The following is a 23,127-nucleotide window of genomic DNA, read 5'->3' as shown; positions in this document are numbered from 1 at the left end:
GCTCATTCATGACGTGGCACTACTTCCGCAGCTCGATGACGGTCTTGCCGATGCGGATCGGCGCACCCAGCGGGATCGGCGTGGGGGTCGTGAGGCGGTTCCGGTCGAGGTACGTGCCGTTGGTGGACCCCAGGTCCTCCACGATCCACTGGCCGTCCCGGTCCGGGTAGATCCTGGCGTGCCGGCTGGAGGCGTAGTCGTCGTCCAGCACGATCGTGCTGTCGTGCGCCCGGCCCAGCGTGATGGTCTGGCCCTGCAGCGCGACCGTGGTGCCGGTGAGGGTGCCCTCGGTCACCACCAGCTTGGTGGGGGCGTTGCGGCGGGCGCGGCCGCCCGCCGGCTGCTGGCGCTGCTGCGGGGGCGCCTGGCGCGCGGCCTGCTGGGGCCGGGCGGCCTCCCGCCTCGCCCCCCGCTGGGTGACGCGCGTACCGAACAGGTCGCTGCGGATGACCTGCACGGCCACGATCACGAACAGCCACAGTACGGCCAGGAAACCCAGCCGCATGACCGTGAGGGTCAGCTCTGACATTGCCCCCGGATCACCCTTCGGCTTGCCTATAGATAACGGTGGTGCTGCCCACGACGATCCGCGAGCCGTCGCGGAGCGTAGCGCGGGTGGTGTGCTGCCCGTCCACCACGATGCCGTTGGTGGACCCGAGATCCTGGATCGTCGAGGGCGTTCCGGTCCGGATCTCGCAGTGCCGGCGGCTCACGCCGGGGTCGTCGATCCGCACGTCGGCGTCGGTGCTGCGACCCAGCACGAGCGTCGGGCGGGAGATCTGATGGCGGGTGCCGTTGATCTCGATCCAGTAGCGGGTGCGTCCGCCGCCCGCCGGAGCGGCGGGAGGACGCTGGCCGGCCGCGGCCGGGGGATAACCGTAACCGCCGGGGCGGCTGCCGGGCGGCGGGCTGGAAGGCATGGGGGGCGCGCCCGCGGGGGCGGCCGGCGGGTAGCCGTAGCCGCTCGGGGCGCCGGAGGGCGGGGCGGAGGCGGGTGGCTGCTGCTGGCTGCTGGACGAGGCGAGCGTGCGGCTGCGCACCCGGTACAGGCCGGTGTCGAGGTCGTCGGCCTTCTCCAGGTGGACCTTGATCGGGCCCATGAAGGTGTAGCGCTGCTGCTTGGCGTAGTCGCGCACCATGCCGGCCAGCTCGTCGCCGAGCTGCCCGGAGTAGGGGCTCAGCCGCTCGAAGTCAGGGGTGCTCAGCTCGACGATGAAGTCGTTGGGGACGACGGTCCGGTCGCGGTTCCAGATGGTGGCGTTGTTGTCGCACTCGCGCTGGAGCGCGCCCGCGATCTCCACGGGCTGCACCTCGGACTTGAAGACCTTGGCGAAGGTGCCGTTGACCAGACCTTCGAGACGCTGCTCGAAACGCTTCAGGACTCCCATGGGGCACCTCCTCCGTAGTTGCCGTCCTGCGTACTGCTGTGCGTGCTGCCGTGCCTGCTGTCGTGCCTGCTGTTCTCTGTACTGCTTACCCGGTACTGCTTACTGATCGTATCCACGCGCCCGTGAATCGGCTGGTTCCCCCTGTCCGCCTGGTCGACGGGTGTCGAACGGGTGTCGACGCCTGCGAGGTTCCCTTGGGAGCCGCCTCCGAACTCCTGCCATGGATCGTAGAGGCGGTCGTGGACAAGTGTCCCGCACCGGACTGTGGACTCGGTCCGGCTCCTGGGCAGACGGCCGGGACCGGTACGAGGTTGATACGTGAACGGACCGGGACGGGCACGGGACGGGCATGGGAAGGGGGGCGGGACGGGGGTGGAGACAAGGGATGTGAAGCCACCCCGCGCAGCGTGCTAATGTTCTGCGTGTCGGAAGGCGCCGGGCCGAAAGGAACGGAGCCGGAAGACACACCCAATGCGCGGGTGGCGGAATAGGCAGACGCGCTGGATTCAGGTTCCAGTGCCCGCAAGGGCGTGGGGGTTCAACTCCCCCCTCGCGCACCAGCTGGAAGCCCCGCAGGTCTAGGACCTGCGGGGCTTTCGCTTGTCCGGGGTGTAGTTCGTGGCTGGTGGTTCTGCTTCGCGGCTCCTGGTCCGCCTGGTCCGTGGTTCGTGGCTCCTGGTTCGCAGTTGGTGATGTGAGCGATGTCTCAGATCATGTCGCCGCGTGGACCGGGGTGCGCCGCAGGGCCAGTGCGGCGGGTACGACGGAGGCGATCACGGCGAGGACCGCGCAGCCGGCGAGGACCGTGCCGAGGACCGGCCACGGGATCCGGATGCCGGCCGGGACCTCCAGGAGCGCGAGGGCGGCCCGCATGCCGAGCAGGTTCAGCACGGCGACCAGCAGGCCCAGCGCGCCGCCGAGCGCCACGACCGTCAGGGCCTCGGCCGCGACCACCCGCAGCGTCTGGGCGCGGGTCGCCCCGGCCAGCCGGAGCGCCGCCAGCTCGCGGACCCGGTCGGACGTCGCCATGACCATGGTGTTGACCAGGGAGATGCCGGTGTAGAGCAGGGCGATGCCGAGGACCAGGAACAAGCCGTAGCGGGTCGACCGGTCGGTCTCGGGGTGCGTGGCCCGAACCCACGCGTCCCCGGTCCGCACCTGTGCCCACTCGCCTGCCGCCTTCCGCAGTGCTGCCCCGACCGCGGCCGCCGCACCCTCATCCCGGAGTCGTACGCCGACCCGGTCCGCGCGGGCGCCCGGCGCGTTGGCCGGGGTGACGTAGACGCCGTTGTCCCCGGTGCCGGTGCGCAGCACCGCGGCGACGCGCAGCGAACGGCGGGTGCCGTCACCGAGCCACACGTCGACCCGGTCGCCCACGCGGTGCCGCTCCCACTCCTCGTTGACGATGATCGAGCCGTCGTCGAGATCGGCGACCCGGCCGGCGGCCAAGGGCAGGCGGGCGGTCGCGGCGAGCGCGTCCGGCTCGGCCGCGCGGGCCTCGGATCTGATCAGGGCGACGCCCTCCTCCAGTACGTACACGGCGCTCGACGAGGTCACGGAGACGTCGGCGCCGGGCACCGCGCGCAGCCGCCGCAGTGCCATCGGGTCGAGAACCGTGTCCCCGCGCGGGGTGACGACGAAGTCGGCGGCCGTCCGGGCACGTGTCTCGGCGGCCTTCGCCGCGTTCACGGTCGCGGGGGCGCCCAGCAGGGAACCCGCGAGCCCGACCGTGACGAGGACGGGCGCCGCGATCGCCGCGGTACGGCGGACCCCGGTGGCGGCGTTCTCCCGCACCAGCATGCCGGTGGCACCGGGCAGCCGGGCGAGCAGCCGGGTCAGCGGGCGGACCAGGACCGGCGCGAGCAGCGCGACCGCGGTGATCAGCAGCATGGGGCGGCTGACGTACGTCTTGCGGTGCAGCAGCTCGCCCGGGTCGTCGGCCAGGGCGAGGACCAGGGTGACGGCTGCGGCCAGCAGCAGTCCGGCCCCGCACAGCCACCGGCCCCACGTCATCGCCCCCGCGTCCACGGACGCCTCGCGCAGCGCCTGCGCCGGACCGGTACGGCCGGCCCGCCAGGACGCGGCCACCACACCGAGCAGCGCGACCAGCAGACCCGTCCAGAAACCCAGGTGGTACGGCCAGGTGTGATCGCCGATCACGAACCAGGGCGGGGCGAGATCCGCCGCCACCACCCAGGCCGTGAGGCGGGGGGCGCCGTATCCGCCGAGCACGCAACCGGAGGCCGAGGCGAGCACACCGACGAGCAGCGCCTCCGCGCCCACCATGCGGCGGATCTGCCCCGGCGTCGCGCCCGCGGTGCGCAGCAGGCCGAACTCGCGGCGCCGCTGGGCCACCGCGAAGGCGAAGGTCGAGGCCACGACGAACACCGAGACGAAGGCGGTGACGCCGCCGGCCGTGCCGAACAGAGCGTTCATCGCGGTGAGGGCTTCGGCGTCCCGGTCGGGCCCCGGGTCGGCGAGGTGGCGGGCGTCACCGGTGAGGACCTGGACGCCGGAGGCGTCCGCGACGGCCGCGCGGACGGCGGCCGGGGCCGCGGTGACGATCAGTTGGGTGGGGGCGGACGGGGAGAGCTGCGCGGCGCGGGTGTCGGTGAAGAAGAGGGTGGGATCGGTGGGGCCGGCCGGTTCGGAGCGCTGGGAGGCGGTGCGTGGCTCCGCTGTGCCGACGACGTGGACGGTGCCCCGGTCGGTGCGGAGGCGGGTGCCGGGGTGGGTGTCGGTGCCCGCGGCCACCACCTCGTCCGGGGTCCTCGGAGCGCGGCCCGCGGTCAGCTCGTACGGGGTGAAGGCGGCGGTCGACCAGGGGTGGCCGGTCAGCACCGTGCCGTCGGCGGCCCGTACGGCGAACGTGCGGTCCTCGACGACCCGGCCCAGGCCCTTGAGGCGGGCGACCGTCTCGGCGGGCACCGCGCGGGGATGGGCCAGCTTCTGGATGCGGTCGCCGACCGGGGTGCGCACGCGGAGGGTGTCCTGGCCCCGGACCACGACCGGGGCGGCGGCGAAGCGTCGCGGCGCGTGGTCCGGGGCGTCCAGAGAAGACGCGAGGGCCAGTCCCGTCACGGTGAGCAGGGCGACGCCGAGCGCGAGGGCGACGAAGCTGCCGGTGAAGGTGACCCAGCGGGTGCGGAGTGTGCGGAGGGCGACGGTCAGCACGGCTGGGCCTCCAGGGTCCCCAGGGTCCCCAGGGTCTCCAGGGTGGTCATGTGGGCGGCGATCGTGTCGGCGCTCGCGCCGGTCAGTTCGCCGTGCGGGCGGCCGTCCACCAGGAAGACGACGCGGTCGGCGTGGGCGGCGGCCACCGGGTCGTGCGTGACCATGACGGTCGTCCGGCCCTCGCGGTCGACCATGCCGCGCAGCAGGGTCAGCACCTCACGGCTGGTCCGCGAGTCCAGCGCGCCGGTGGGTTCGTCACCGAACAGCACGTCGGGGCGGGTGATCAGGGCCCGCGCGAGGGCGACACGTTGCTGCTGGCCGCCGGACAGCTCGGTGGGCCGGTGTCTCGCGCGGTCACCGAGACCGACCTGGGCGAGCACCTCGCGGATCCGGGCCTTCGCGACGCGCCGGCCGGCCAGACGCAGCGGCAGGGCGACGTTCTGCTCGGCGGTGAGCGACGGCATCAGGTTGAACGCCTGGAAGACGAAGCCGACCCGCTCGCGGCGCAGCAGCGTCAGCCCGCGCTCACTGAGCCGGGTCAGCTCGGTCCCGCCGATGGTGACCGAACCGGACGTGGGGCGGTCCAGTCCCGCCGCGCACTGGAGCAGCGTCGACTTGCCGGATCCGGACGGGCCCATCACGGCGGTGAACGTGCCCTCGCGGAAGGCGAGGGAGACGTCGTCGAGCGCGGTGACGGCGTGGTCGCCGGTGCCGTGTGTGCGGGTGACGGAGGTCAGCTGGACGGTGGCGGGCTGGGCGGCGGGGGGCTGAGTGGCGGCTTGCTGGGTCATCGGGTTCCCCGTGGTTTCTGTGAAGGCAGTGAGGTCAGGGACGTTGTGAGGTCGGCGAGGTGAGGTCGGTGATGTCGGCGAGGACGTGATGACGTCACGAAACCGCGCGGGGCCTGTCGGGCGCAGTGCGGCAGGGGCGAGAAACGGGGTAGGGCCGGCCATACCCCTCGTAGGCCCACTGGACGGATGGAGACGGGGCGGGGGCGGCTTCTACGGTGGCGGGCATGCGTCCACTGGAGTCCCGAAGCGTGTGGCAGGCCATGGCCCGGCCGGGCTTCCCGCTGTCGTCCTGGCCGTGGCGGGCGGCCGGATACCTGGTGAGCGGGGCGGTGTTCGGGGCTGTGGTGCTCGTGGCGCTGGCCGGTCTGGCCGTCGCCGGGGGCGTACTGGCCGTCGTCCTGGTGGGGCTGCCGCTGCTCGTCGGGCTGGCGCTGGCCGGGATACCGGTGGCGTGGGTGGAGCGACGGCGGCTGCGGCTGCTCGGCCCGGAGCCGGTACCGGCGTGGCACGGGGAGCCGGCGGCCACCGGGCCGTGGGCGTGGCTGACGACCCGGCTGCGGGAGCGGGCGACCTGGCAGGAACTCGGCTACGCGCTGCTGTTCGCGGTGCTGTTGTGGCCGGTCGACGCGCTGCTGGTCTGCGTGGGGCTGCTGGTGCCGGCGGCCGTGGTCGCGACGCCGGTGCTGATGGCCACCGTCGGGGACGGGCGGGAGGCGAAGGTGGTCAAGCTGTGGACGGTGACCACCTGGCCGACGGCGTTCGCGGTGGCCGTACTGGGGCTGCTGCTGATGGCCGTGGGCGCGTACGTGCTGGGCGTCGGCGCGGGGGCGCGGGCCGGGCTGGCACGTCTGCTGCTCACCCCGCGGGACGGGGCCAGGGAGGGCGAGCTGGACGCGCGGGTGGTCGAACTGACGCGGTCCCGGGTGCGGTTGGTGGACGCTTTCGAGGCGGAGCGCCGGCGGATCGAGCGGGACCTGCACGACGGCGCCCAACAACGGCTCGTCGCCCTGACGATGACGCTGGGTCTGGCCCGTCTCGACGCCCCGCGCGGACCCCTCGCCGAACAGCTCGCCAAGGCGCACGAGGAGGCGGGGCTGGCGCTGGCGGAGCTGCGGGAGCTGATCCACGGGATCCATCCCAAGGTGCTCGCCGACTACGGGCTGCGGGCCGCGGTCGCCGACGCCGCAGACCGGTCCGTCGTGCCGGTCGACGTGGCGGTGGAGTTGCCGGGGCGGCTGCCGCAGGCGGTTGAAGCCGCCGGGTACTTCGTGGTGTGCGAGGCGTTGGCCAACGTCGCCAGGCACAGCGAGGCGGAACGGGCACGGGTGCGCGGCGGGCACACGGCGGGCCGGCTGTGGCTCGAGGTCTGGGACGACGGGCGGGGCGGCGCGCGGGCACCCGGAGACGGTTCCGGGGGCGGCAGCGGGCTCACCGGGCTCGCGGACCGGGTGTCGGTGCTCGATGGCAGACTCGTGCTGTCCAGTCCGCCCGGCGGGCCGACCCTGTTGCGTGTGGAGATCCCTTGCGAACCGATCGAGGCGACGACCGGTCCCTGCGGGTAGTGCTGGCCGAGGACAGCGTGCTGCTGCGGGAGGGCCTGGCCGGGCTGCTCACCCGGTTCGGGCACGAGGTGGTGGCGGCCGTCGGGGACGCGGAGGCACTGGTCGACGCGGTCGGCGAGCACGCGCCCGACATCGTCGTGACGGACGTCCGGATGCCGCCCGGCTTCCAGGACGAGGGACTGCACGCCGCCGTCCGGCTGCGCGCGACACGGCCCGGACTGCCGGTGCTGGTGCTCAGCCAGTACGTGCAACGGACGTACGCCGCCGACCTGTTGGACTCCGGGGACGGCACGGGCGTCGGCTATCTGCTGAAGGACCGGGTCGGGCAGGTCGAGGAGTTCGTCGACGCGCTGGCCCAGGTCGCGGCGGGCGGCACGGTCGTCGACCCCGAGGTCGTACGCCAGTTGCTGCGCCGGCGCCGCGACCCGCTGGAGCGGCTGAGCCCCCGCGAGCGGGAGGTGCTGGCGCTGGTCGCGCAGGGCAAGTCGAACGGCGCCATCGCCCGGGAGCTGGTGGTCTCCGAGGCGGCGGTCGGCAAGCACATCGGCAGCATCCTGGCCAAGCTGGATCTGCCGCCGGCGGAGGAGACGCATCGGCGGGTGCTGGCGGTGCTGGCGTTTCTTCGGGGGTGAGGGCCGCAGGGGCGGTGCGGTGACAGGGGCTGTGCGGTTCGCAGGGTTGTGCGGGTCTGCCGGGGGCTGCGCCGGTCTGCCGGGGGCTGCCTGGGTCCGCTGGGCGCTGTTTGGGGCTACCGGGTTTTCCACAACCGTGGAGTTGTCCACAGGGGCTGACGCGGTGCCGTCGGGCGGCTGTACGGTCGGCACGAACTGAGTCGGGGGCGGGCGCCGTGAGGACAGGGGAGGCGGTCGGAGTGACCGAAGTCGGTGCGGAGGCGCGGGGCGTCGCACAGGCCGGCGGCGAGTCCGGAGCGGGGGCCGGCGCGGGATCCGCTGGGGGACGGCGGCTGCCCCGGGTGCCGGGATTCGCCGAGTGGCCCGCCCAGGGCTCGCCCAAGGACGAGGGCAAGGCGATGCGGCAGCGGGTGCCGCGGCGCGCCCATGCCGCACTCGAACTCGACGGCTCCCGCCCCGACGCGGTCACCGCGGTCGAGGAGTCCAGCCGCGACCGCATACCCGAGCTGGCGCCACTCCGGGTCGGCCGGATGGCGGCCACGCCGTTCGCCTTCCTGCGCGGCTCGGCGGGACTCATGGCGTACGACCTCGCCCGCACGCCCGTGACCGGGATCGGCGCCCAGATATGCGGCGACGCGCACGCGGCGAACTTCGGCCTCTACGGCGACGCGCGCGGCGGCCTGGTCATCGACCTCAACGACTTCGACGAGACCGTGTACGGCCCCTGGGAGTGGGACCTGAAGCGGCTCGCCGCCTCGCTGGTGCTGGCGGGCCGGGAGGCGGGCGCCGACGAGGACACCTGCCGCGCGGCCGCCCACGACGCGGTGGGTGCCTACCGGCGCACCATGCGGCTGCTGGCGAAACTGCCGGTGCTGGACGCGTGGAACGCCATCGCGGACGAGGAGCTGGTCTCCCACACCGACGCCCACGATCTGCTCGGCACTCTGGAGCGGGTCTCCGAGAAGGCGCGGGCCAACACCAGCGGACGGTTCGCGGCGAAGTCCACCGAGTCGACGCCGGACGGCGGACGCCGGTTCGTCGACGCGCCACCCGTGCTGCGCCGGGTCCGGGACGAGGAGGCGGCGGCGGTCGCGGCGGCACTGGAGGAGTACGCGGCGACGCTGTCCGAGGACCGCCTGCCGCTGCTGGCCCGGCACGCGGTGCACGACGTGGCGTTCCGCGTGGTGGGCACGGGCAGCGTGGGGACCCGCTCGTACGTCGTCCTCCTCCTGGACCACCGCGGGGAGCCGCTGGTGCTCCAGGTCAAGGAGGCGCGGGCGTCGGCGCTGGTGCCGCACCTGGTGACCGCCGGGTTCGAGGCGCCGCCGGCGGAGCACGAGGGCCGCCGGGTCGTCCTCGGGCAGAAGCGCATGCAGGTCGTCAGCGACATCCTGCTGGGCTGGACGACGGTCGACGGGCGCCCCTTCCAGGTCCGCCAGTTCCGCAACCGCAAGGGCAGCGTCGACCCCGCCGCCCTCGCCGCCGACCAGGTCGACGACTACGCCCGCATGACCGGCGCCCTCCTCGCCCGCGCCCACTCGCACAGCGCCGACCCACGGCTGATCGCCGGGTACTGCGGCAAGAACGAGGAACTGGACGAGTCGATCGCCGCGTTCGCCGTCGCCTACGCCGACCGCACGGAGGCGGACCACGCGGCGCTGGTGGCGGGCGTGCGGGCGGGGAGGGTTGCCGCGGAGACGGGGGGCTGAGGCTTTTTTGGGGGGAGGGGGACGGGGCGAGGGAGGGAGGGGGGAGGGGGAGGAGGGGGCGGGGGCCCCGCCCCCGAAGGCGGCCACGTCGGCGTGGACCGGGCCCGCATCAGCCGAGGGCGCCACCCCCGGAAGCCGTGGCCTACGCTGGTCGGGTGACCACCCCGGAAGCTGAGCAGCCCGAGTCCGTGTCCGATGGTGCCGAGTCGCGGCCCGAGGAGCGGTTGGAGCGGGCCGTGCGGGCGGCTGAGCAGGCGCTGATCGAGTTCGAGATCGCGGTGGAGACCTTCCGCGTGGAGGTGGAGAACTTCTCACGGCTGCACCATCAGCGGCTCGGCCCGATGTACGCCCGCCTGGAGGAGCTGGACGCGTGCATAGCCGAGGCCAAGGCGGCCCGTACCGGCGATCCCGAGGATCTGCGGATCGCGCAGGAGCTGCGGGCCCGGGTGCTGCCGATGCCGTCCGTGGAGGAGCTGTTCCACGGCTGGATGGACGGCGACGGCCTGTTCGAGGAGGCCACCGCGATGCTCACGGACCAGCCGGTGAGGCCCCCGCAGCGGGTGCGGCCCAGCGACGAGGCCCGCAGGCTCTACCGGGACCTGGCCCGCAAGGCGCACCCGGACCTGGCGCAGGAGGAGGGCGAGCGGACCCGGCGTGAGGAGTTCATCACCCGGGTGAACGCCGCCTACGCCCGCGGCGACGAGGTGCTGCTGCGGGAGCTGGCCGGGGAGTGGGCGGCCGGCCCGGTGCCGGCGGAGCGGCGCCCGAGCCGCGCCGAGGAGCTGTACGCCCGGCTGGAGTGGCTGGCACAGCGCAAGGAGCTGCTGACGGTGGTGGCCCGCGAGCTGGAGGACGGCGCGATCGGGGGGATGCTGCGGCTGGCGCCGGACGACCCCGACCGGCTTCTCGACGAGATCGCCGAGCAGCTGCTGGCCGAGGTCGCCAAGCGCGAGGCGGAGCTGGCGGCGTTGCAGGCGCAGGGCGGCTGAGTCGCCGCTCCTGGGGCGGCGGCCGAGTCGGGTAGCGTCGGGAGCATGAATTTCGGAGCTGGGGTGCCCACGGTTCAGGTCACCGACCTGAAGGACGACGACTTCCTGCTGGACGTCCGCGAGCACGACGAGTGGCAGGCGGGTCACGCCGAGCGGGCGCTGCACATTCCCATCAGCGAGTTCGTCGCGCGCTACGGCGAGCTGACCGAGGCAGCGCCGCAGGACGGCCGTATCCACGTCATCTGCCGCTCGGGCGGGCGTTCGGCGCAGGTCACCATGTATCTCGCCCAGCAGGGCATCGATGCCGTGAACGTCGACGGCGGAATGCAGGCGTGGCAGGCGGTCGGCCGCCCCGTCGTGACGGACGCCGGGCAGCAGGGTCACGTCCTGTAGGCAGGCTCAGGCGGCCTCTGGCCGGGGCAGCGGGTGTGGCCGGGGCCGGGTCCGGTCCGGGTTCAGGCGAGCTGGTGTGCGGCCAGCAGGTCTCCCAGGGTGTCCTCGTGTGCAGCTGCCGGGCCGAGGGAGAGTTCCAGGTGCTTGGCCCAGGCGCGGTAGCGGTGCAGCGGGTACTCGACGTCGGCGCCGAAGCCGCCGTGGAGGTGCTGCGCGGTCTGCACGACCCGGCGTACTCCTTCCGCCGCCCGGATCTTGGCGACGGCGACGTCCCCGGACGCCGGCAGTGCGCCGTGCGCGCAGGTGCCGATCCGCCAGGCGGCCTGCCACAGGCTCCGTCGGCGTCGATCAGGTGGGAGGCGGTGATCCGCGCGGACTCCAGGCGCAGCGATGGGGTCGAGGCCCGCTCCGCCGTGTTCCGGGGCGAGCAGCAGGCCCAGCAGGTCGGTGGCGGCGAGCCGTGCCCACAGGGCCCGGTCGAAGTCCTCGGCGACGGCGCCGCGGGTGAGTGTCGGGCTGGGTACCGAGTCCGGTACGACGTCGGCGAACACGCCCCGCGCCGCCTCGGCCGCCGCTTGCTGCTCCTCGCTGAAGGCGAAGTCCACGGCCCTGTCCTCTTGGCGGCTCCGGCAAGCTCACTGCGATCTGACGGAGCGTCAAGACAGGACAGGTTCCAGTAGAAGGGAACGGTCGCGCCGAGCCCGGTGCCACCGTGAGCACCGGGCCCCGGGGTCTGGGGCCCGGGCCCCGGGCACGAGGCTCAGCGGTCGAAGTCCAGCTCCACCCGCTCCGTCACCGGATGCGACTGGCACGCCAGCACATAACCCGCCTCCGTCTCCTCCGCCTCCAGGGCGAAGTTGCGGTCCATGCGCACCTCGCCGGAGACCAGGAAGGCCCGGCAGGTGCCGCACACCCCGCCCTTGCAGGCGTAGGGCGCGTCGGGGCGGTTGCGCAGGACCGTCTCCAGCAGCGACTCGCCGGCCTGGACGGGCCAGGTCCCGCCGCGGCCGTCCAGCCGGGCCGTCACCGCGCTGTGCGCGGGGGCCGGGGAGGCCGTCGCGTTGGTCGTACCGGCGTCCACGTGGAAGATGTCCTCGTGGATCCGTGCGCGCGGCACCTCCAGGTCGCGCAGGGCGCGCTCCGCGCCCTGCACCAGCCCGTACGGCCCGCACAGGAACCACCCGGTGACCTCCGCGACCGGCAGCAGCGCCGGAAGCAGCCCGGTCAGCCGCTCCCGGTCGAGCCGGCCGGTCGGCAGGCCCGCCTGCTGCTCCTCCCGGGACAGCACGGTGACCAGCTGCAGCCGCTCGGGGTAGCGGTCCTTGAGGTCGGCGACCTCCTCCAGGAACATCGTCGAGGCCGTCGTACGGTCGCTGCGGATCAGGCAGAACCGGGCCTCCGGTTCGCGGGCGAGCAGCGTCGAGACGATCGACAGGACGGGTGTGATGCCGCTGCCGCCGACGATGGCCGCGTAGAGGCCGGGTGCGGGGTCGAGGGTGAAGCGGCCCGCCGGGGTCATCACCTCCAGCTCGTCCCCGATGTCGATCTCCTTCAGGGCGTACGTGGAGAACGCGCCGCCCTCGACCAGCCGGACGCCGACCCGCAGGGTGCGCGGGCCGTCGCCGTCCGGGGCGGGGGCCGGGGAGCAGATCGAGTAGGTGCGCCGTATCTCCGTGCCGTCGGCGGTGCGGCGCAGGGCGAGATGCTGTCCGGGTTTGTGCCGGTACTCCTCGCGCAGCTCCGGGGGCACGGTCAGGGTCAAGGCGACGGAGTCGTCGGTGAGCCGCTCGACCGCGGCCACGGGGAGCGTGTGGAAGCGGGCCATCACAACTCCTTGAAGTGGTCGAACGGTTCGCGGCAGGCGAGGCAGCGGCGCAGTGCCTTGCACGCGGTGGAGGAGAAGCGGCTGAGCAGTTCGGTGTCGGCGGAGCCGCAGTGCGGGCAGTGGACGGGGTCCGGCTCGGCCGCGGTCGTACGGGTGGGTCCCAGTCCGACGAGGACGGGTTCGGAGGGCGTCTGCCGGACGCGCGGCGGGGCGATGCCGAACTCCCGCAGCTTGCGGCGGCCCTCGTCCGTGATGTCGTCCGTGGACCAGGCCGGGGCGAGCACCGTGCGGACGGTGACCTCGCGTACGCCCTGCTCGTGCAGTGCCCGCTCTATGTCCAGGGACATCGCCTCGATGGCGGGACAGCCGGTGTACGTCGGGGTCAGCTCGACCTCGACCGCGTCGGCGCCGCGCACATGCACCGCGCGCAGCACGCCCAGCTCCCGGAGGGTCAGCACGGGCAGCTCGGGGTCGGGGACCGAGCCGGCGATCTCCAGGAGTTCCGCCTCCAGCGGGGTGACGGTCACCATGACGCCCCCGGGTGGCTGCGGTGCAGGTGCTGCATCTCGGCGAGCATCCGCCCGAACGACTCGGTGTGCAGGCCCTGCCGGCCGGCACCGGCCGACCAGGCGCCGGTCCGTGAGCCCTCGGGGACGGTCAGGGTGGCCCGGCGCAGCACGTCCCCGACCTGCTCCAGCCAGGCCGTCTCCATGCCCGCCCAGTCGACGTCGAGGCCTTCCACGGGCTGGAACATCTCGCCGGTGAACCGCCAAAGCGCGGTGCAGGCGTGCCGCATCCGCTCGTGGCTGACGTCCGTGCCGTCGCCGAGCCGCAGGGTCCACTGTTCGGCGTGGTCGCGGTGGTAGGCGACCTCCTTGACGGCCTTCGCGGCGAGGCCGGCGAAGGGGCCGTCCCCGGTGGCCAGCCGGTCGTAGAGCAGGTGCTGGTAGGTGGAGAAGTACAGCTGGCGGGCGATGGTGTGGGCGAAGTCGCCGTTGGGCTGTTCCACCAGCTGGAGGTTGCGGAAGGCGCGCTCCTCGCGCAGGTACGCCAGCTCGTCCTCGTCGCCGGCCGTCGACAGCAGCACCCGGGCCTGGCCGAGCAGGTCCAGGGCGATGTTGGCGAGGGCGACCTCCTCCTCCAGGACGGGGGCGTGGCCGGCCCATTCGCCGAGCCGGTGGGAGAGCACCAGGGCGTCGTCGCCGAGCGCGAGGGCCGCCGTGGTGGGCACGGTCGTCGTCACAGGTGCTTCACTCCCTCCGGGATCTCGTAGAACGTGGGATGCCGGTACGGCTTGTCGGCGGCGGGTTCGAAGAACGGGTCCTTCTCGTCGGGCGAGGACGCGGTGATCGCCGAGGACGGCACGACCCAGATCGAGACGCCTTCGCTGCGGCGGGTGTACAGGTCGCGGGCGTTGCGCAGGGCGAGTTCCGCGTCCGGCGCGTGCAGGCTGCCGGCGTGGGTGTGGGAGAGTCCGCGCCGGGAGCGGACGAAGACCTCCCACAGCGGCCAGTCGGTGTTCGTCATGCGTGCGTCGCTCCCGTCTCGCTGTGCTTGGCCGCGTAGGCCGCGGCCGCTTCCCTGACCCAGGCGCCCTCTTCGTGGGCCCGCCTGCGCTGGGTCAGCCGCTGTTCGTTGCACGGCCCGTTGCCCTTGAGGACGTCCCAGAACTCCGTCCAGTCGATCGCGCCGAAGTCGTAGTGCCCGCGCTCCTCGTTCCACCGCAGGTCCGGGTCGGGGAGGGTGAGTCCCAGGGACTCGGCCTGCGGGACGCAGATGTCGACGAAACGCTGCCGCAGCTCGTCGTTGGAGTGGCGTTTGATCTTCCAGGCCATCGACTGTGCCGAGTGCTGCGACTCGTCGTCGGGAGGGCCGAACATCATCAGGGACGGCCACCACCAGCGGTCGACGGCGTCCTGCGCCATCGCGTGCTGCTCGGGGGTGCCGCGGCTGAGCGCCAGCAGCAGTTCGTAGCCCTGGCGCTGGTGGAAGGACTCCTCCTTGCAGATGCGGACCATCGCGCGGGCGTACGGGCCGTAGGAGCAGCGGCACAGGGGGACCTGGTTGGTGATCGCGGCGCCGTCCACCAGCCAGCCGATGGCGCCGACGTCGGCCCAGGTGAGTGTGGGGTAGTTGAAGATCGACGAGTACTTCTGGCGGCCGGAGTGGAGCTTGTCCAGGAGTTCGTCGCGGCTGGTGCCGAGGGTTTCGGCGGCGCTGTAGAGGTACAGGCCGTGGCCGGCCTCGTCCTGGACCTTGGCCATCAGGATGGCCTTGCGGCGCAGTGAGGGCGCGCGCGTGATCCAGTTGGCTTCCGGCTGCATGCCGATGATCTCGGAGTGGGCGTGCTGGGCGATCTGCCGGACGAGTGTCGCCCGGTAGGCGTCGGGCATCCAGTCGCGTGGTTCGACGCGCTCGTCGGCGGCGACGGCGGCGTCGAAGGCGCGCTCGTAGGCGGCGGTGTCCTGGGCGGTGCCGTCGGCGGTGTGATCGCCGTCCGCCTGGCCGCGGGCGGTGTGCTGCGCGGCTGCTGTCGCCATGAGGTCCCCCTCGACCTGGGCTCCGCGAGGAGCAAGCTCCCGACCGATCGTTCGGTCCGTGCGATTCCATGGTGGGACGGGCGCCGTAAGGTGTCAACCGCTGTGGATAACCTGCGGACGGCGGCCGTGCGGCTGTGGACGACCGTCGGGGCCGGCCGAAGGGGCTGTGCCGGGCGGCCAGGCCTGAGTAGCGTTCGCCTTCGGCACCGCTCGGCGGTGCGGGCGGGTGATGACGGCTCCGGACCGGCTCCGTGGCGGGCGGCACGGCGGTATATGAGGCTTCGCGGACGGGCGGGCGGAGAAGTCGGACCGGAAGGAATCGGGGAACGGGGCGGAATGGACGCGCACGGCGGAACGGACGCGCACGGCGCAGGGGAGGCGCGCGGGACCGGCGCGGCCGCTCCGGGCGTTCCGGGGGAAGCGGTCGAGGCGGCGAAACCGGCCGGCCCCACCGGCGCGGCGGACCCGGACGGCCGGATCGCCGACCGCCGTACCGGCGTCGCCGCGCTCTCCCTCGACTGGCAGATCGGCGTGGCACTGGCGCTGGCCGTCGTCGCGGTCGCCGTCTGCGCGCACGTCGGGATGGTCTTCCTGCACGTCGCGCCGTCGAACACGGTGACCAAGGCGCACGGTGACGCGATCGACGACTGGATATACCCGGAGTTCGAACAGAACTGGAAGCTGTTCGCGCCGAACCCGCTCCAGCAGAACATCGCCGTCCAGGTCCGCGCCCAGATCCGCACCGAGGACGGCGATCTGCGCACCACCGGCTGGTACGACCTGTCCGCCGCGGACGGCCGGGCGATCGACGGCAACCTGCTGCCCAGCCACACCCAGCAGAACGAGCTGCGCCGCGCCTGGGACTTCTACACCGCCACCCACGACGACGACAGCCGGTCCAGCGCCTCGCGGGGCCTGCTCGCCGAGACCTATCTGCGCCGCATCGTCGTGATGCGCCTGGACCGCGCGGACGCGGCCGGTCCCGGCGGTGCCGTCGAACGCGTCCAGATACGCTCCCGTACCGCCAATGTGCGACCGCCGGAGTGGAGCGAGGAACGGATATCGCTGAAGCCGGTGTACCGGGTGCTGCCCTGGTGGTCGGTCCCGGCGGAGGAGACCCGTGGAGGTGTCGGGTGAATCGCCTCGCCCTCGCGCTGTCCGGCGCGATCGCCCGGGTCACCGAGTCCGCTCTCGGCCCCTACCAGACCGCGGTGGTCCGCATCGGTTTCTCCGCGACCTGGCTGCTTTTCCTGCTGCGCGAGTTCCCCCACCGCGCGGAGCTGTACGGCCCCGACGGCCCGTGGAGCAAGCCTCTCGCCGAAGAGCTGGTCGGGCAGAACGGCGCCTTCACCGCGCTGCTGTGGTTCGACGGCCGGGTCTGGTTCGAGATCGGCTACGGATTCGCCATGCTGTCCAGCCTGCTGCTGATGCTGGGCTGGCGGACCCGGACGATGTCCGTGCTCTTCATGGTGGGCGTGCTGTCGCTGCAGAACCGCAGCGTCTTCATGGGCGACGGCGGCGACAACGTCCTGCACCTGATGAGCGTCTACCTGGTCTTCACGCGCTGCGGTCAGGTGTGGTCGCTGGACGCGCGGCGCGCCCGCCTCACCGCCGCGGCACGCGCGCGTGGGGAGCGGTCCGGCGACGCCACGGGTCCCGCGCTGTGGGCCGTGCTCGGCCTGGCGCTGGCCGCGGTGGCCGCCGCGGGCCGCCTCGACGGCGACCCGCTGGTGCCGGCGCTGCTGCTGGCCGTCCTGGTGGCGCAGGCCCTGTGGTGGGCCGTCGGCCGGTACGCGCGGACCGCGCAGCCGCGGATCGCGCTCGATCTGGTCGCCAACATCGTGCACAACGGCGCGCTGCTGGTGATCATGGCCGAGGCCTGTCTGATCTACGCCACGGCCGGCTGGTACAAGATCCAGGGCTCTCGCTGGCAGGACGGCACCGCCGTCTACTACCCGCTGCACCTGGACTCCTTCTCCCCCTGGCCCGCCCTCGCCGACCTGCTCTCCAGCAGCGGCACCCTGGTGATGCTGGTGACCTACGGGACGGTCCTGGTGCAGGTGGCCTTCCCGTTCACGCTGTTCCACCGGCGGGTCAAGAACGTCCTGCTCGCCGGCATGATCACCGAGCACGCGGTGATCGCCGTGGTCCTCGGGCTGCCGTTCTTCTCGCTGGCCATGATCGCGGCGGACGCCGTCTTCCTGCCGACGTCGTTCCTGCGCCGCCTCGGCGGCTGGGCGGCACGCGCGCGTGGACGGCTGTTCTCCCGCATGGGCCTGTTCTCGCGCCTCTCCCGGGCGGGCCGGGCCTCCGAGCCCGAACCGCGGGTGCCGGAGCCGGGCACGCCCAGCCACGTAGGCTTCACGGCATGAACGACCTGGCCGGCCCGGCCGACCCCGTGACCGTCTGGCACCGGCTCGCCGGCGGCTGTGTGCTGCTGGACGGCTTCCACGCCCTCAAGCACGCGCTGCGCTTCGACGCCGAGGTGCCGGTGGCGGTCACCACCGACCGGCGGGCCGCCCTCGCCCTCGCCGACGAGCTGGCCCCCGACGTCCGGCAGCCGCTGGAGGCGCTGCTCACCGAGGTGCCAGAGACGACGTACGCCTCGCTCGTGCCGCGCCCGCACCCCACCGGCGTGGCCGCGCTCGCCGTACGGCCCTCCCGCGCGGCCAACCTCGACCGGCTGGGCGGCACCGCGCGCACCGCCCCCGTGGTGGTCCTCGACAACCCGCGCAACCTCGGCAACGCGGGCGCCGTGATCCGGCTGGCCGCCGGTTTCGGGGTGACCGGCGTGGTCACCACCGGCACCCTCGACCCCTGGCATCCGACGGTGGTGCGCGGCGGTGCGGGCCTGCACTTCGCGACCGCCGTGGAGCGGCTGACCGTGCCGGAGCTGCCGCCGGGGCCGCTGTTCGCGCTGGACCCGGAGGGCGACGACATCCGCGGCGTGAAGCTCCCGGACGACGCCGTCCTCGCCTTCGGCTCCGAGCGCAGCGGGCTGTCCGCCGAGCTGCGCGCGCGGACCGACCATCTGCTGGCCCTTCCCATGCGGCCCCAGGTCTCCAGCTACAACCTCGCCACCAGCGTGGCCATGACGCTGTACCACTGGAGCCTCGGAAGCGCGTAGGCCCGCGCGCTCGGGCCACGCGCCTCGCGCATCACCTCAGGCGGCTCGCGCCGCACCGAGGCGCCTCCCTCCGCACTCAGGCCTCGCGGCGTACCTCCACCACCCGGAAACGGTTGGCGACGAACGCCCCGTCGGTGAGGGCCGAGTTGGCCGCCGGGTTCCCGCCGGAGCCGTGGAAGTCCGAGAAGGCGGCGGTCTGGTTGACGTACACCCCGCCGGTGAGGTTGAGGGAGAGCTGGGCGGCCTCCTCCAGGCAGACCTCCTCGACGGCCCGCTCCACCTCCGTGTCGGTGGTGTACGCGCCGACCGTCATGGCGCCCTTCTCGCGGACCGTGCGGCGCAGCAGCTCCAGCGCGTCGGCCGCCGAGTCGACGGCGACCGCGAAGGAGACCGGGCCGAAGCACTCGCTCATGTAGGCGGCCTCGTCGTCCGGCTTGGCGCCGTCCAGCTTCACGATCACCGGGGTGCGGACGACCGCGCCCGGGAACTCCGGGTTGGCGACCTCGCGGGAGGCCAGCGCGACCTCGCCGAGACCGGCCGCCGCCTCCAGGCGGGCCTTGACGTCCGGGTTGACGATCGCGCCGAGCAGGGCGTTCGCGCGGGCGTCGTCGCCGAGCAGACCGTCGACCGCGCGGGCGAGGTCGGCGACCACCTCGTCGTAGCTCTTGGGGCCCTGGTCGGTGCGGATGCCCTCGCGGGGGACGAGCAGGTTCTGCGGGGTGGTGCACATCTGGCCGCTGTACAGCGACAGCGAGAAGGCCAGGTTGGACAGCATCCCCTTGTAGTCGTCGGTCGACTCCACGAGGACCGTGTTGACGCCGGCCTTCTCGGTGTGGACCTGCGCCTGGCGGGCGTTGCTCTCCAGCCAGTCGCCGAAGGACGTGGAGCCGGTGTAGTCGATGATGCGGATCTCGGGGCGCGTGGCGAGTGTCTTGGCGATGCCCTCGCCGGGCCGCTCGGCGGCCAGCGCGACCAGGTTCGGGTCGAAGCCCGCCTCGGCGAGGACCTCCCGCGCGATCTTCACCGTCAGCGCGAGCGGCAGCACCGCGCGGGGGTGCGGCTTGACGAGGACCGCGTTGCCGGTGGCGAGGGAGGCGAACAGGCCCGGGTAGCCGTTCCACGTCGGGAAGGTGTTGCAGCCGATGACCAGCCCGATCCCGCGCGGGACCGGCGTGAACCGCTTGGTCAGCGCGAGCGGGTCGCGCTTGCCCTGGGGCTTGGTCCACTCCGCCGAGTCGGGGGTGCGGACCTGCTCCGCGTACGCGTACGCAACCGCCTCCAGGCCGCGGTCCTGGGCGTGCGGGCCGCCCGCCTGGAAGGCCATCATGAAGGCTTGGCCGGAGGTGTGCATGACCGCGTGGGCGAACTCGTGCGTCCGGTCGCTGATCCGCTTCAGGATCTCCACGCAGACCAGGGCGCGCAGCTCCGCGCCCGCGTCCCGCCAGGCGCGCTGTCCGGCGCGCATGGCGGGCAGCAGTACGTCGATGTCCGCGTGGGGGTACTCGACGCCCAGCTCGATGCCGTAGGGCGACACCTCGCCGCCCACCCAGTCGTCCGTGCCGGGCTGGCCGAGGTCGAGGCGGGTGCCCAGGAGGGCGTCGAAGGCGGCCTTGCCCGCTGCCGCGTCCAGGCTGCCGTGCTCGCCGTAGGCCTTGGGGTGTTCGGGGTGCGGGGACCAGTACGCGCGTGTGCGGATCGCTTCCAGCGCCTGGTCGAGGGTGGGCCGGTGCTGGGCGGTCAGCTGGTTCGCGGTGAGTTCGGCGGCCATGCGGGACCAACTCCTCGTCTCAAGAGCTCCTCGTCGAGCTCATGACCTGGGCAAAGACATGGGCAGGAACAGGCAGACAGAGTTAGAGTAACCGAACGATCGGTCGGGACAAGGGGGACCGGCGCATCTGTGGAAAACGCCGTGCGGGAGGATCGCGCTCATGACAGCACTCGACCTCAGCAGCCCCGTCGCCGTCGTCGGCACCGGCACCATGGGTCAGGGCATCGCCCAGGTGGCGCTGGTCGCGGGGCATCCCGTACAGCTCCACGACGCCGTTCCCGGGCGCGCCGCGGAGGCGGCCGCCGCGATCGGCGCCCGCCTCGACCGGCTCGTCGAGAAGGACCGGCTCACCGGCGCGGAACGCGACGCGGCCCGCGCCCGGCTGAAGCCGGCCGAGAGCATCGCCGACCTCGCGGACTGCGCGCTGGTCGTGGAGGCCGTCCTGGAGCGGCTCGACGTCAAGCAGCAGCTCTTCCGCGAGCTGGAGGACGTCGTCGCCGACGACTGTCTGCTCGCCACCAACACCTCGTCGCTGTCGGTGTCGGCCATCGGCGGCGCCCTGCGCAACCCGGGCCGCTTCGTCGGCCTGCACTTCTTCAACCCCGCCCCGCTGCTGCCGCTGGTCGAGGTCGTCTCCGGGTTCGGCACCGACGTCACGTCGGCCACGCGCGCGTACGAGACGGCCCGCGCCTGGGGCAAGACGCCGGTCGCCTGCGCGGACACCCCCGGCTTCATCGTCAACCGCATCGCCCGGCCCTTCTACGCCGAGGCCTTCACGGTCTACGAGTCCCAGGGCGCCGACCCCGCCACCATCGACGCGGTGCTGCGCGAGTCGGGCGGCTTCAAGATGGGCGCCTTCGAGCTGACCGACCTCATCGGGCAGGACGTCAACGAGTCCGTCACGCACTCCGTCTGGCAGTCCTTCTTCCAGGACGTGCGGTTCACCCCGTCGCTCGCCCAGCGCCGGCTGGTCGAGTCCGGCCGCCTCGGCCGCAAGAGCGGGCAGGGCTGGTACGACTACCGCGACGGAGCCGACCGTCCCGAGCCGCACACCGCGGAGCCCGCCCAGCCGCCCGCGTACGTCGTCGCCGAGGGGGGACTCGGTCCCGCGGCCGATCTGCTGCCGATGATCCGCGAGGCGGGCATCGAGGTCCGCGACGAGGACGAGGACAACGGCACCCGCCTGGTGCTGCCCAGTGGCGGCCAGCTGGTCCTCGCCGACGGCCAGACCTCCGTGGAGTTCCGCGACGTCGTCTACTTCGACCTCGCCCTCGACTACCGCAAGGCGACCCGCGTCGCCCTCTCCGCCTCCCAGGACACCTCCCCGCGGACCCTCGCCGAGGCCACCGGGCTGTTCCAGGCGCTCGGCAAGAAGGTCAGCGTCATCGGCGATGTCCCCGGCATGATCGTGGCCCGCGCGGTGGCCCGCATCGTCGACCTGGCGTACGACGCCGTCGCCAAGGGCGTGGCCACCGAGGAGGACATCGACACCGCCATGCGCCTGGGCGTCAACTACCCGCTGGGGCCCTTCGAATGGAGCCGCCGGCTCGGCCGGGGCTGGGCCTACGCCCTCCTCGACGACCTGCACCTGCGCGACCCGTCCGGCCGCTACGCGCCGTCCCTCGCGCTGTACCGCCACGCGTACGCCACCGACAAGCGGGAGGGCAGCACGTCATGACCACCGCCAAACGCGACACGTACACGCCGGAGAGCCTGCTCTCGGTCGCCGTGCAGGTCTTCAACGAGCGCGGCTACGACGGCACGTCCATGGAGCACCTGTCCAGGGCGGCCGGTATCTCCAAGTCGTCGATCTACCACCACGTCACCGGCAAGGAAGAGCTGCTGCGCCGGGCCGTCAGCCGGGCGCTGGACGGGCTCTTCGCGATCCTCGACGAGGAGCACGCGCGCGTGGGGCGCGCCGCCGACCGGCTCGAGTACGTCGTACGGCGCATGGTCGAGGTGCTGATAGCCGAACTGCCGTACGTCACCCTGCTGCTGCGGGTGCGCGGCAACACCGACACCGAACGCTGGGCCCTGGAGCGCCGCCGGGACTTCGACCACCGGGTCGCCGAGCTGCTGAAGGCGGCCGCCGCCGACGGGGACGTGCGCGGTGACGTGGAGGTCCGGCTGGCGACCCGGCTCGTCTTCGGGATGATCAACTCCATCGTGGAGTGGTACCGGCCGGACGGACGCGGCATGGGTGAGCGCGAAGTGGGCGACGCGGTGGCCCGGTTGGTGTTCGGGGGGCTGCGCCAGGCCGACTGACGGCGGCCTCGCGGGTGAGTACGCGCGCGTGGCGGGCATGAGTACGTCTCCCGATGCCCGGCCGGCGCGCCGGTGATGGGGTGGGACGCATGCCTACCGCCGACGTGCCGTCCTCCTCGTCCTCCGCCGCCGCCCACCCCACCTGGTGGCGGGCGCCCCTCGTGGCCTCCCTGTTCGGTGTGCCGATCCTGGCGCTGGAGTACAGCTGGTTCGCGTCCGAGGACGGCCCCGGAGCCTTCGGCGGCATCCTGTACTGGGCGACCGGCTTGTTCGTGCTCGCCTGGGTGCTGCCGCACCGCCGGTCGCTGCGCGGGGTCCGGATGGCCGCGGCGGTCACCGGGCTCGGGTGCGCGCTGCTTCCGCTGGCGTTCGCGATCCTGCTGGGCGCGGCGATGGCCTCCGGCTGACGGACGCAGGCCGGGGCGTTCACCCCTGCGGGTCCAGGTCCTCCTCCTCGAACACCAGCAGCGTGCGGGTGGAGAGCACTTCCGGGATGGCCTGGAGACGGGTGAGCACCAGCTCGCGCAGGGCCCGGTTGTCCGGGGTGTGCACCAGCAGCAGGACGTCGAAGTCGCCGCCGACCAGGGCGATGTGCGAGGCGCCGGGCAGCCGCCGCAGCTGTTCGCGCACCGTGCGCCAGGAGTTCTGGACGATCTTCAGGGTGATGTACGCCGAGGTGCCGTGACCGGCGCGCTCGTGGTCGACGCGCGCCCCGAAGCCGCGGATGACGCCGTCCTCGACGAGCCGGTTGATCCGCGCGTAGGCGTTGGCCCGCGACACGTGGACCCGCTCGGCGACGGAGCGTATGGAAGCACGGCCGTCCGCTTGGAGCATCCGCAGGATGTCCTGGTCGATGGCGTCGAGGGGGCGGGGTGGCGGCAGGGGAGCGCCGGTGTCGGCGGCCTCGGCCATTTGTTCAGATGCCATGTCCCCCCGCCTCCCTACCATGGACGTACTGCGTCCA

23 protein-coding genes and 1 tRNA gene are annotated in these 23,127 nt (G+C 73.1%); 12 read left to right on the top strand and 12 right to left on the bottom strand.

From position 1 onward, the window contains the following. Positions 1–19 precede the first annotated feature (19 nt). Together ACSU6L_RS18390 and ACSU6L_RS18385 are read right to left on the bottom strand one after the other, a co-directional pair. Positions 20–529: an FHA domain-containing protein FhaB/FipA gene (locus tag ACSU6L_RS18390; protein WP_073944906.1), complete on the bottom strand. Its 510-nt coding sequence runs from the start codon at positions 527–529 to the stop codon at positions 20–22. 10 nt (positions 530–539) lie between these two features. Next, on the bottom strand, positions 540–1,388 hold the full coding sequence (locus ACSU6L_RS18385) for an FhaA domain-containing protein (RefSeq protein WP_073944905.1): 849 nt from the start codon (positions 1,386–1,388) through the stop codon (positions 540–542). 473 nt (positions 1,389–1,861) lie between these two features. Here ACSU6L_RS18385 and ACSU6L_RS18380 point away from each other — a divergent pair. Further along, a tRNA-Leu gene (locus ACSU6L_RS18380) sits at positions 1,862–1,948 on the top strand. A gap of 151 nt (positions 1,949–2,099) precedes the next feature. On the opposite strand, the gene ACSU6L_RS18375 is transcribed toward ACSU6L_RS18380, so the two are convergent. Next, positions 2,100–4,562 (bottom strand): FtsX-like permease family protein, encoded by a 2,463-nt coding sequence (locus ACSU6L_RS18375; protein ID WP_437058173.1) that lies wholly within the window; start codon positions 4,560–4,562, stop codon positions 2,100–2,102. Next, a complete protein-coding gene (locus ACSU6L_RS18370) occupies positions 4,556–5,353 on the bottom strand; it encodes an ABC transporter ATP-binding protein (protein ID WP_437058170.1) in 798 nt (265 codons plus the stop codon). The genes ACSU6L_RS18375 and ACSU6L_RS18370 overlap by 7 nt, the downstream gene beginning before the upstream one ends. A gap of 260 nt (positions 5,354–5,613) precedes the next feature. Here ACSU6L_RS18370 and ACSU6L_RS18365 point away from each other — a divergent pair, with 260 nt between their 5' ends. The 5 genes from ACSU6L_RS18365 to ACSU6L_RS18345 all read left to right on the top strand — a co-directional run bounded on the left by ACSU6L_RS18365 (position 5,614) and on the right by ACSU6L_RS18345 (position 10,638). After that, the gene (locus ACSU6L_RS18365; RefSeq protein WP_437064950.1) at positions 5,614–6,915 is read left to right on the top strand and encodes a sensor histidine kinase; all 1,302 of its coding nucleotides are present in this window, start codon (positions 5,614–5,616) and stop codon (positions 6,913–6,915) included. Continuing rightward, a complete protein-coding gene (locus ACSU6L_RS18360; protein ID WP_437064949.1) occupies positions 6,915–7,547 on the top strand; it encodes a response regulator in 633 nt (210 codons plus the stop codon). Before ACSU6L_RS18365 ends, ACSU6L_RS18360 begins: the two co-directional genes overlap by 1 nt. Positions 7,548–7,786: 239 nt before the next feature. Further along, positions 7,787–9,256, top strand: a complete 1,470-nt coding sequence (locus tag ACSU6L_RS18355; protein ID WP_437058169.1) for a DUF2252 domain-containing protein — start codon at positions 7,787–7,789, stop codon at positions 9,254–9,256. A gap of 155 nt (positions 9,257–9,411) precedes the next feature. Then, complete coding sequence (locus ACSU6L_RS18350; protein ID WP_437058167.1) at positions 9,412–10,245, top strand: hypothetical protein; 834 nt, start codon at positions 9,412–9,414, stop codon at positions 10,243–10,245. A gap of 63 nt (positions 10,246–10,308) precedes the next feature. Continuing rightward, on the top strand, positions 10,309–10,638 hold the full coding sequence (locus tag ACSU6L_RS18345) for a rhodanese-like domain-containing protein (protein ID WP_073944899.1): 330 nt from the start codon (positions 10,309–10,311) through the stop codon (positions 10,636–10,638). Between the two features lie 62 nt (positions 10,639–10,700). On the opposite strand, the gene ACSU6L_RS18340 is transcribed toward ACSU6L_RS18345, so the two are convergent. The 6 genes from ACSU6L_RS18340 to paaA form a co-directional block, all read right to left on the bottom strand. Next, entirely contained in the window at positions 10,701–11,243 is a 543-nt protein-coding gene (locus ACSU6L_RS18340; protein ID WP_437058165.1) for an acyl-CoA dehydrogenase family protein, read from the bottom strand. A gap of 155 nt (positions 11,244–11,398) precedes the next feature. Then, the gene (locus tag ACSU6L_RS18335) at positions 11,399–12,463 is read right to left on the bottom strand and encodes a 2Fe-2S iron-sulfur cluster-binding protein (RefSeq protein WP_437058163.1); all 1,065 of its coding nucleotides are present in this window, start codon (positions 12,461–12,463) and stop codon (positions 11,399–11,401) included. Next, complete coding sequence (gene paaD, locus ACSU6L_RS18330) at positions 12,463–12,993, bottom strand: 1,2-phenylacetyl-CoA epoxidase subunit PaaD (protein WP_437058161.1); 531 nt, start codon at positions 12,991–12,993, stop codon at positions 12,463–12,465. The genes ACSU6L_RS18335 and paaD overlap by 1 nt, the downstream gene beginning before the upstream one ends. Next, on the bottom strand, positions 12,987–13,706 hold the full coding sequence (gene paaC / locus ACSU6L_RS18325; protein WP_437058159.1) for a 1,2-phenylacetyl-CoA epoxidase subunit PaaC: 720 nt from the start codon (positions 13,704–13,706) through the stop codon (positions 12,987–12,989). Before paaC ends, paaD begins: the two co-directional genes overlap by 7 nt. After that, entirely contained in the window at positions 13,703–13,990 is a 288-nt protein-coding gene (gene paaB, locus ACSU6L_RS18320; RefSeq protein WP_437058157.1) for a 1,2-phenylacetyl-CoA epoxidase subunit PaaB, read from the bottom strand. The genes paaC and paaB overlap by 4 nt, the downstream gene beginning before the upstream one ends. Continuing rightward, on the bottom strand, positions 13,987–15,003 hold the full coding sequence (gene paaA, locus ACSU6L_RS18315) for a 1,2-phenylacetyl-CoA epoxidase subunit PaaA (RefSeq protein WP_437058155.1): 1,017 nt from the start codon (positions 15,001–15,003) through the stop codon (positions 13,987–13,989). Before paaA ends, paaB begins: the two co-directional genes overlap by 4 nt. A gap of 336 nt (positions 15,004–15,339) precedes the next feature. Between paaA and ACSU6L_RS18310 the strand changes: the two genes are divergently transcribed. The 3 genes from ACSU6L_RS18310 to ACSU6L_RS18300 are packed head-to-tail and all read left to right on the top strand — an operon-like array spanning position 15,340 to position 18,130. After that, positions 15,340–16,140: a DUF5819 family protein gene (locus ACSU6L_RS18310; protein WP_437058153.1), complete on the top strand. Its 801-nt coding sequence runs from the start codon at positions 15,340–15,342 to the stop codon at positions 16,138–16,140. Further along, positions 16,137–17,375 (top strand): HTTM domain-containing protein, encoded by a 1,239-nt coding sequence (locus ACSU6L_RS18305; protein WP_437058151.1) that lies wholly within the window; start codon positions 16,137–16,139, stop codon positions 17,373–17,375. The genes ACSU6L_RS18310 and ACSU6L_RS18305 overlap by 4 nt, the downstream gene beginning before the upstream one ends. Further along, positions 17,372–18,130 (top strand): TrmH family RNA methyltransferase, encoded by a 759-nt coding sequence (locus ACSU6L_RS18300; RefSeq protein WP_437058149.1) that lies wholly within the window; start codon positions 17,372–17,374, stop codon positions 18,128–18,130. The genes ACSU6L_RS18305 and ACSU6L_RS18300 overlap by 4 nt, the downstream gene beginning before the upstream one ends. Before the next feature lie 76 nt (positions 18,131–18,206). Here the strand turns inward: ACSU6L_RS18300 and paaN are convergent, their stop codons facing one another. After that, on the bottom strand, positions 18,207–19,898 hold the full coding sequence (paaN, locus tag ACSU6L_RS18295; RefSeq protein ID WP_073944890.1) for a phenylacetic acid degradation protein PaaN: 1,692 nt from the start codon (positions 19,896–19,898) through the stop codon (positions 18,207–18,209). 160 nt (positions 19,899–20,058) lie between these two features. Here paaN and ACSU6L_RS18290 point away from each other — a divergent pair, with 160 nt between their 5' ends. The 3 genes from ACSU6L_RS18290 (at position 20,059) to ACSU6L_RS18280 (ending at position 22,570) form a co-directional block, all read left to right on the top strand. After that, entirely contained in the window at positions 20,059–21,576 is a 1,518-nt protein-coding gene (locus ACSU6L_RS18290) for a 3-hydroxyacyl-CoA dehydrogenase (RefSeq protein ID WP_437058147.1), read from the top strand. Beyond that, the gene (locus tag ACSU6L_RS18285) at positions 21,573–22,163 is read left to right on the top strand and encodes a TetR/AcrR family transcriptional regulator (RefSeq protein WP_437058145.1); all 591 of its coding nucleotides are present in this window, start codon (positions 21,573–21,575) and stop codon (positions 22,161–22,163) included. Before ACSU6L_RS18290 ends, ACSU6L_RS18285 begins: the two co-directional genes overlap by 4 nt. 89 nt (positions 22,164–22,252) lie before the next feature. Continuing rightward, entirely contained in the window at positions 22,253–22,570 is a 318-nt protein-coding gene (locus ACSU6L_RS18280) for a hypothetical protein (protein WP_437058143.1), read from the top strand. Positions 22,571–22,589: 19 nt separating this feature from the next. On the opposite strand, the gene ACSU6L_RS18275 is transcribed toward ACSU6L_RS18280, so the two are convergent. After that, entirely contained in the window at positions 22,590–23,075 is a 486-nt protein-coding gene (locus tag ACSU6L_RS18275; RefSeq protein ID WP_073944886.1) for an Lrp/AsnC family transcriptional regulator, read from the bottom strand. Positions 23,076–23,127 lie beyond the last annotated feature (52 nt).

The organism is Streptomyces sp. enrichment culture (assembly GCF_964272855.1).
Taxonomy (GTDB): domain Bacteria; phylum Actinomycetota; class Actinomycetes; order Streptomycetales; family Streptomycetaceae; genus Streptomyces.
Note: the sequence above shows the minus strand (reverse complement) of the source record. Positions and strands in the feature narration are given on the sequence as shown.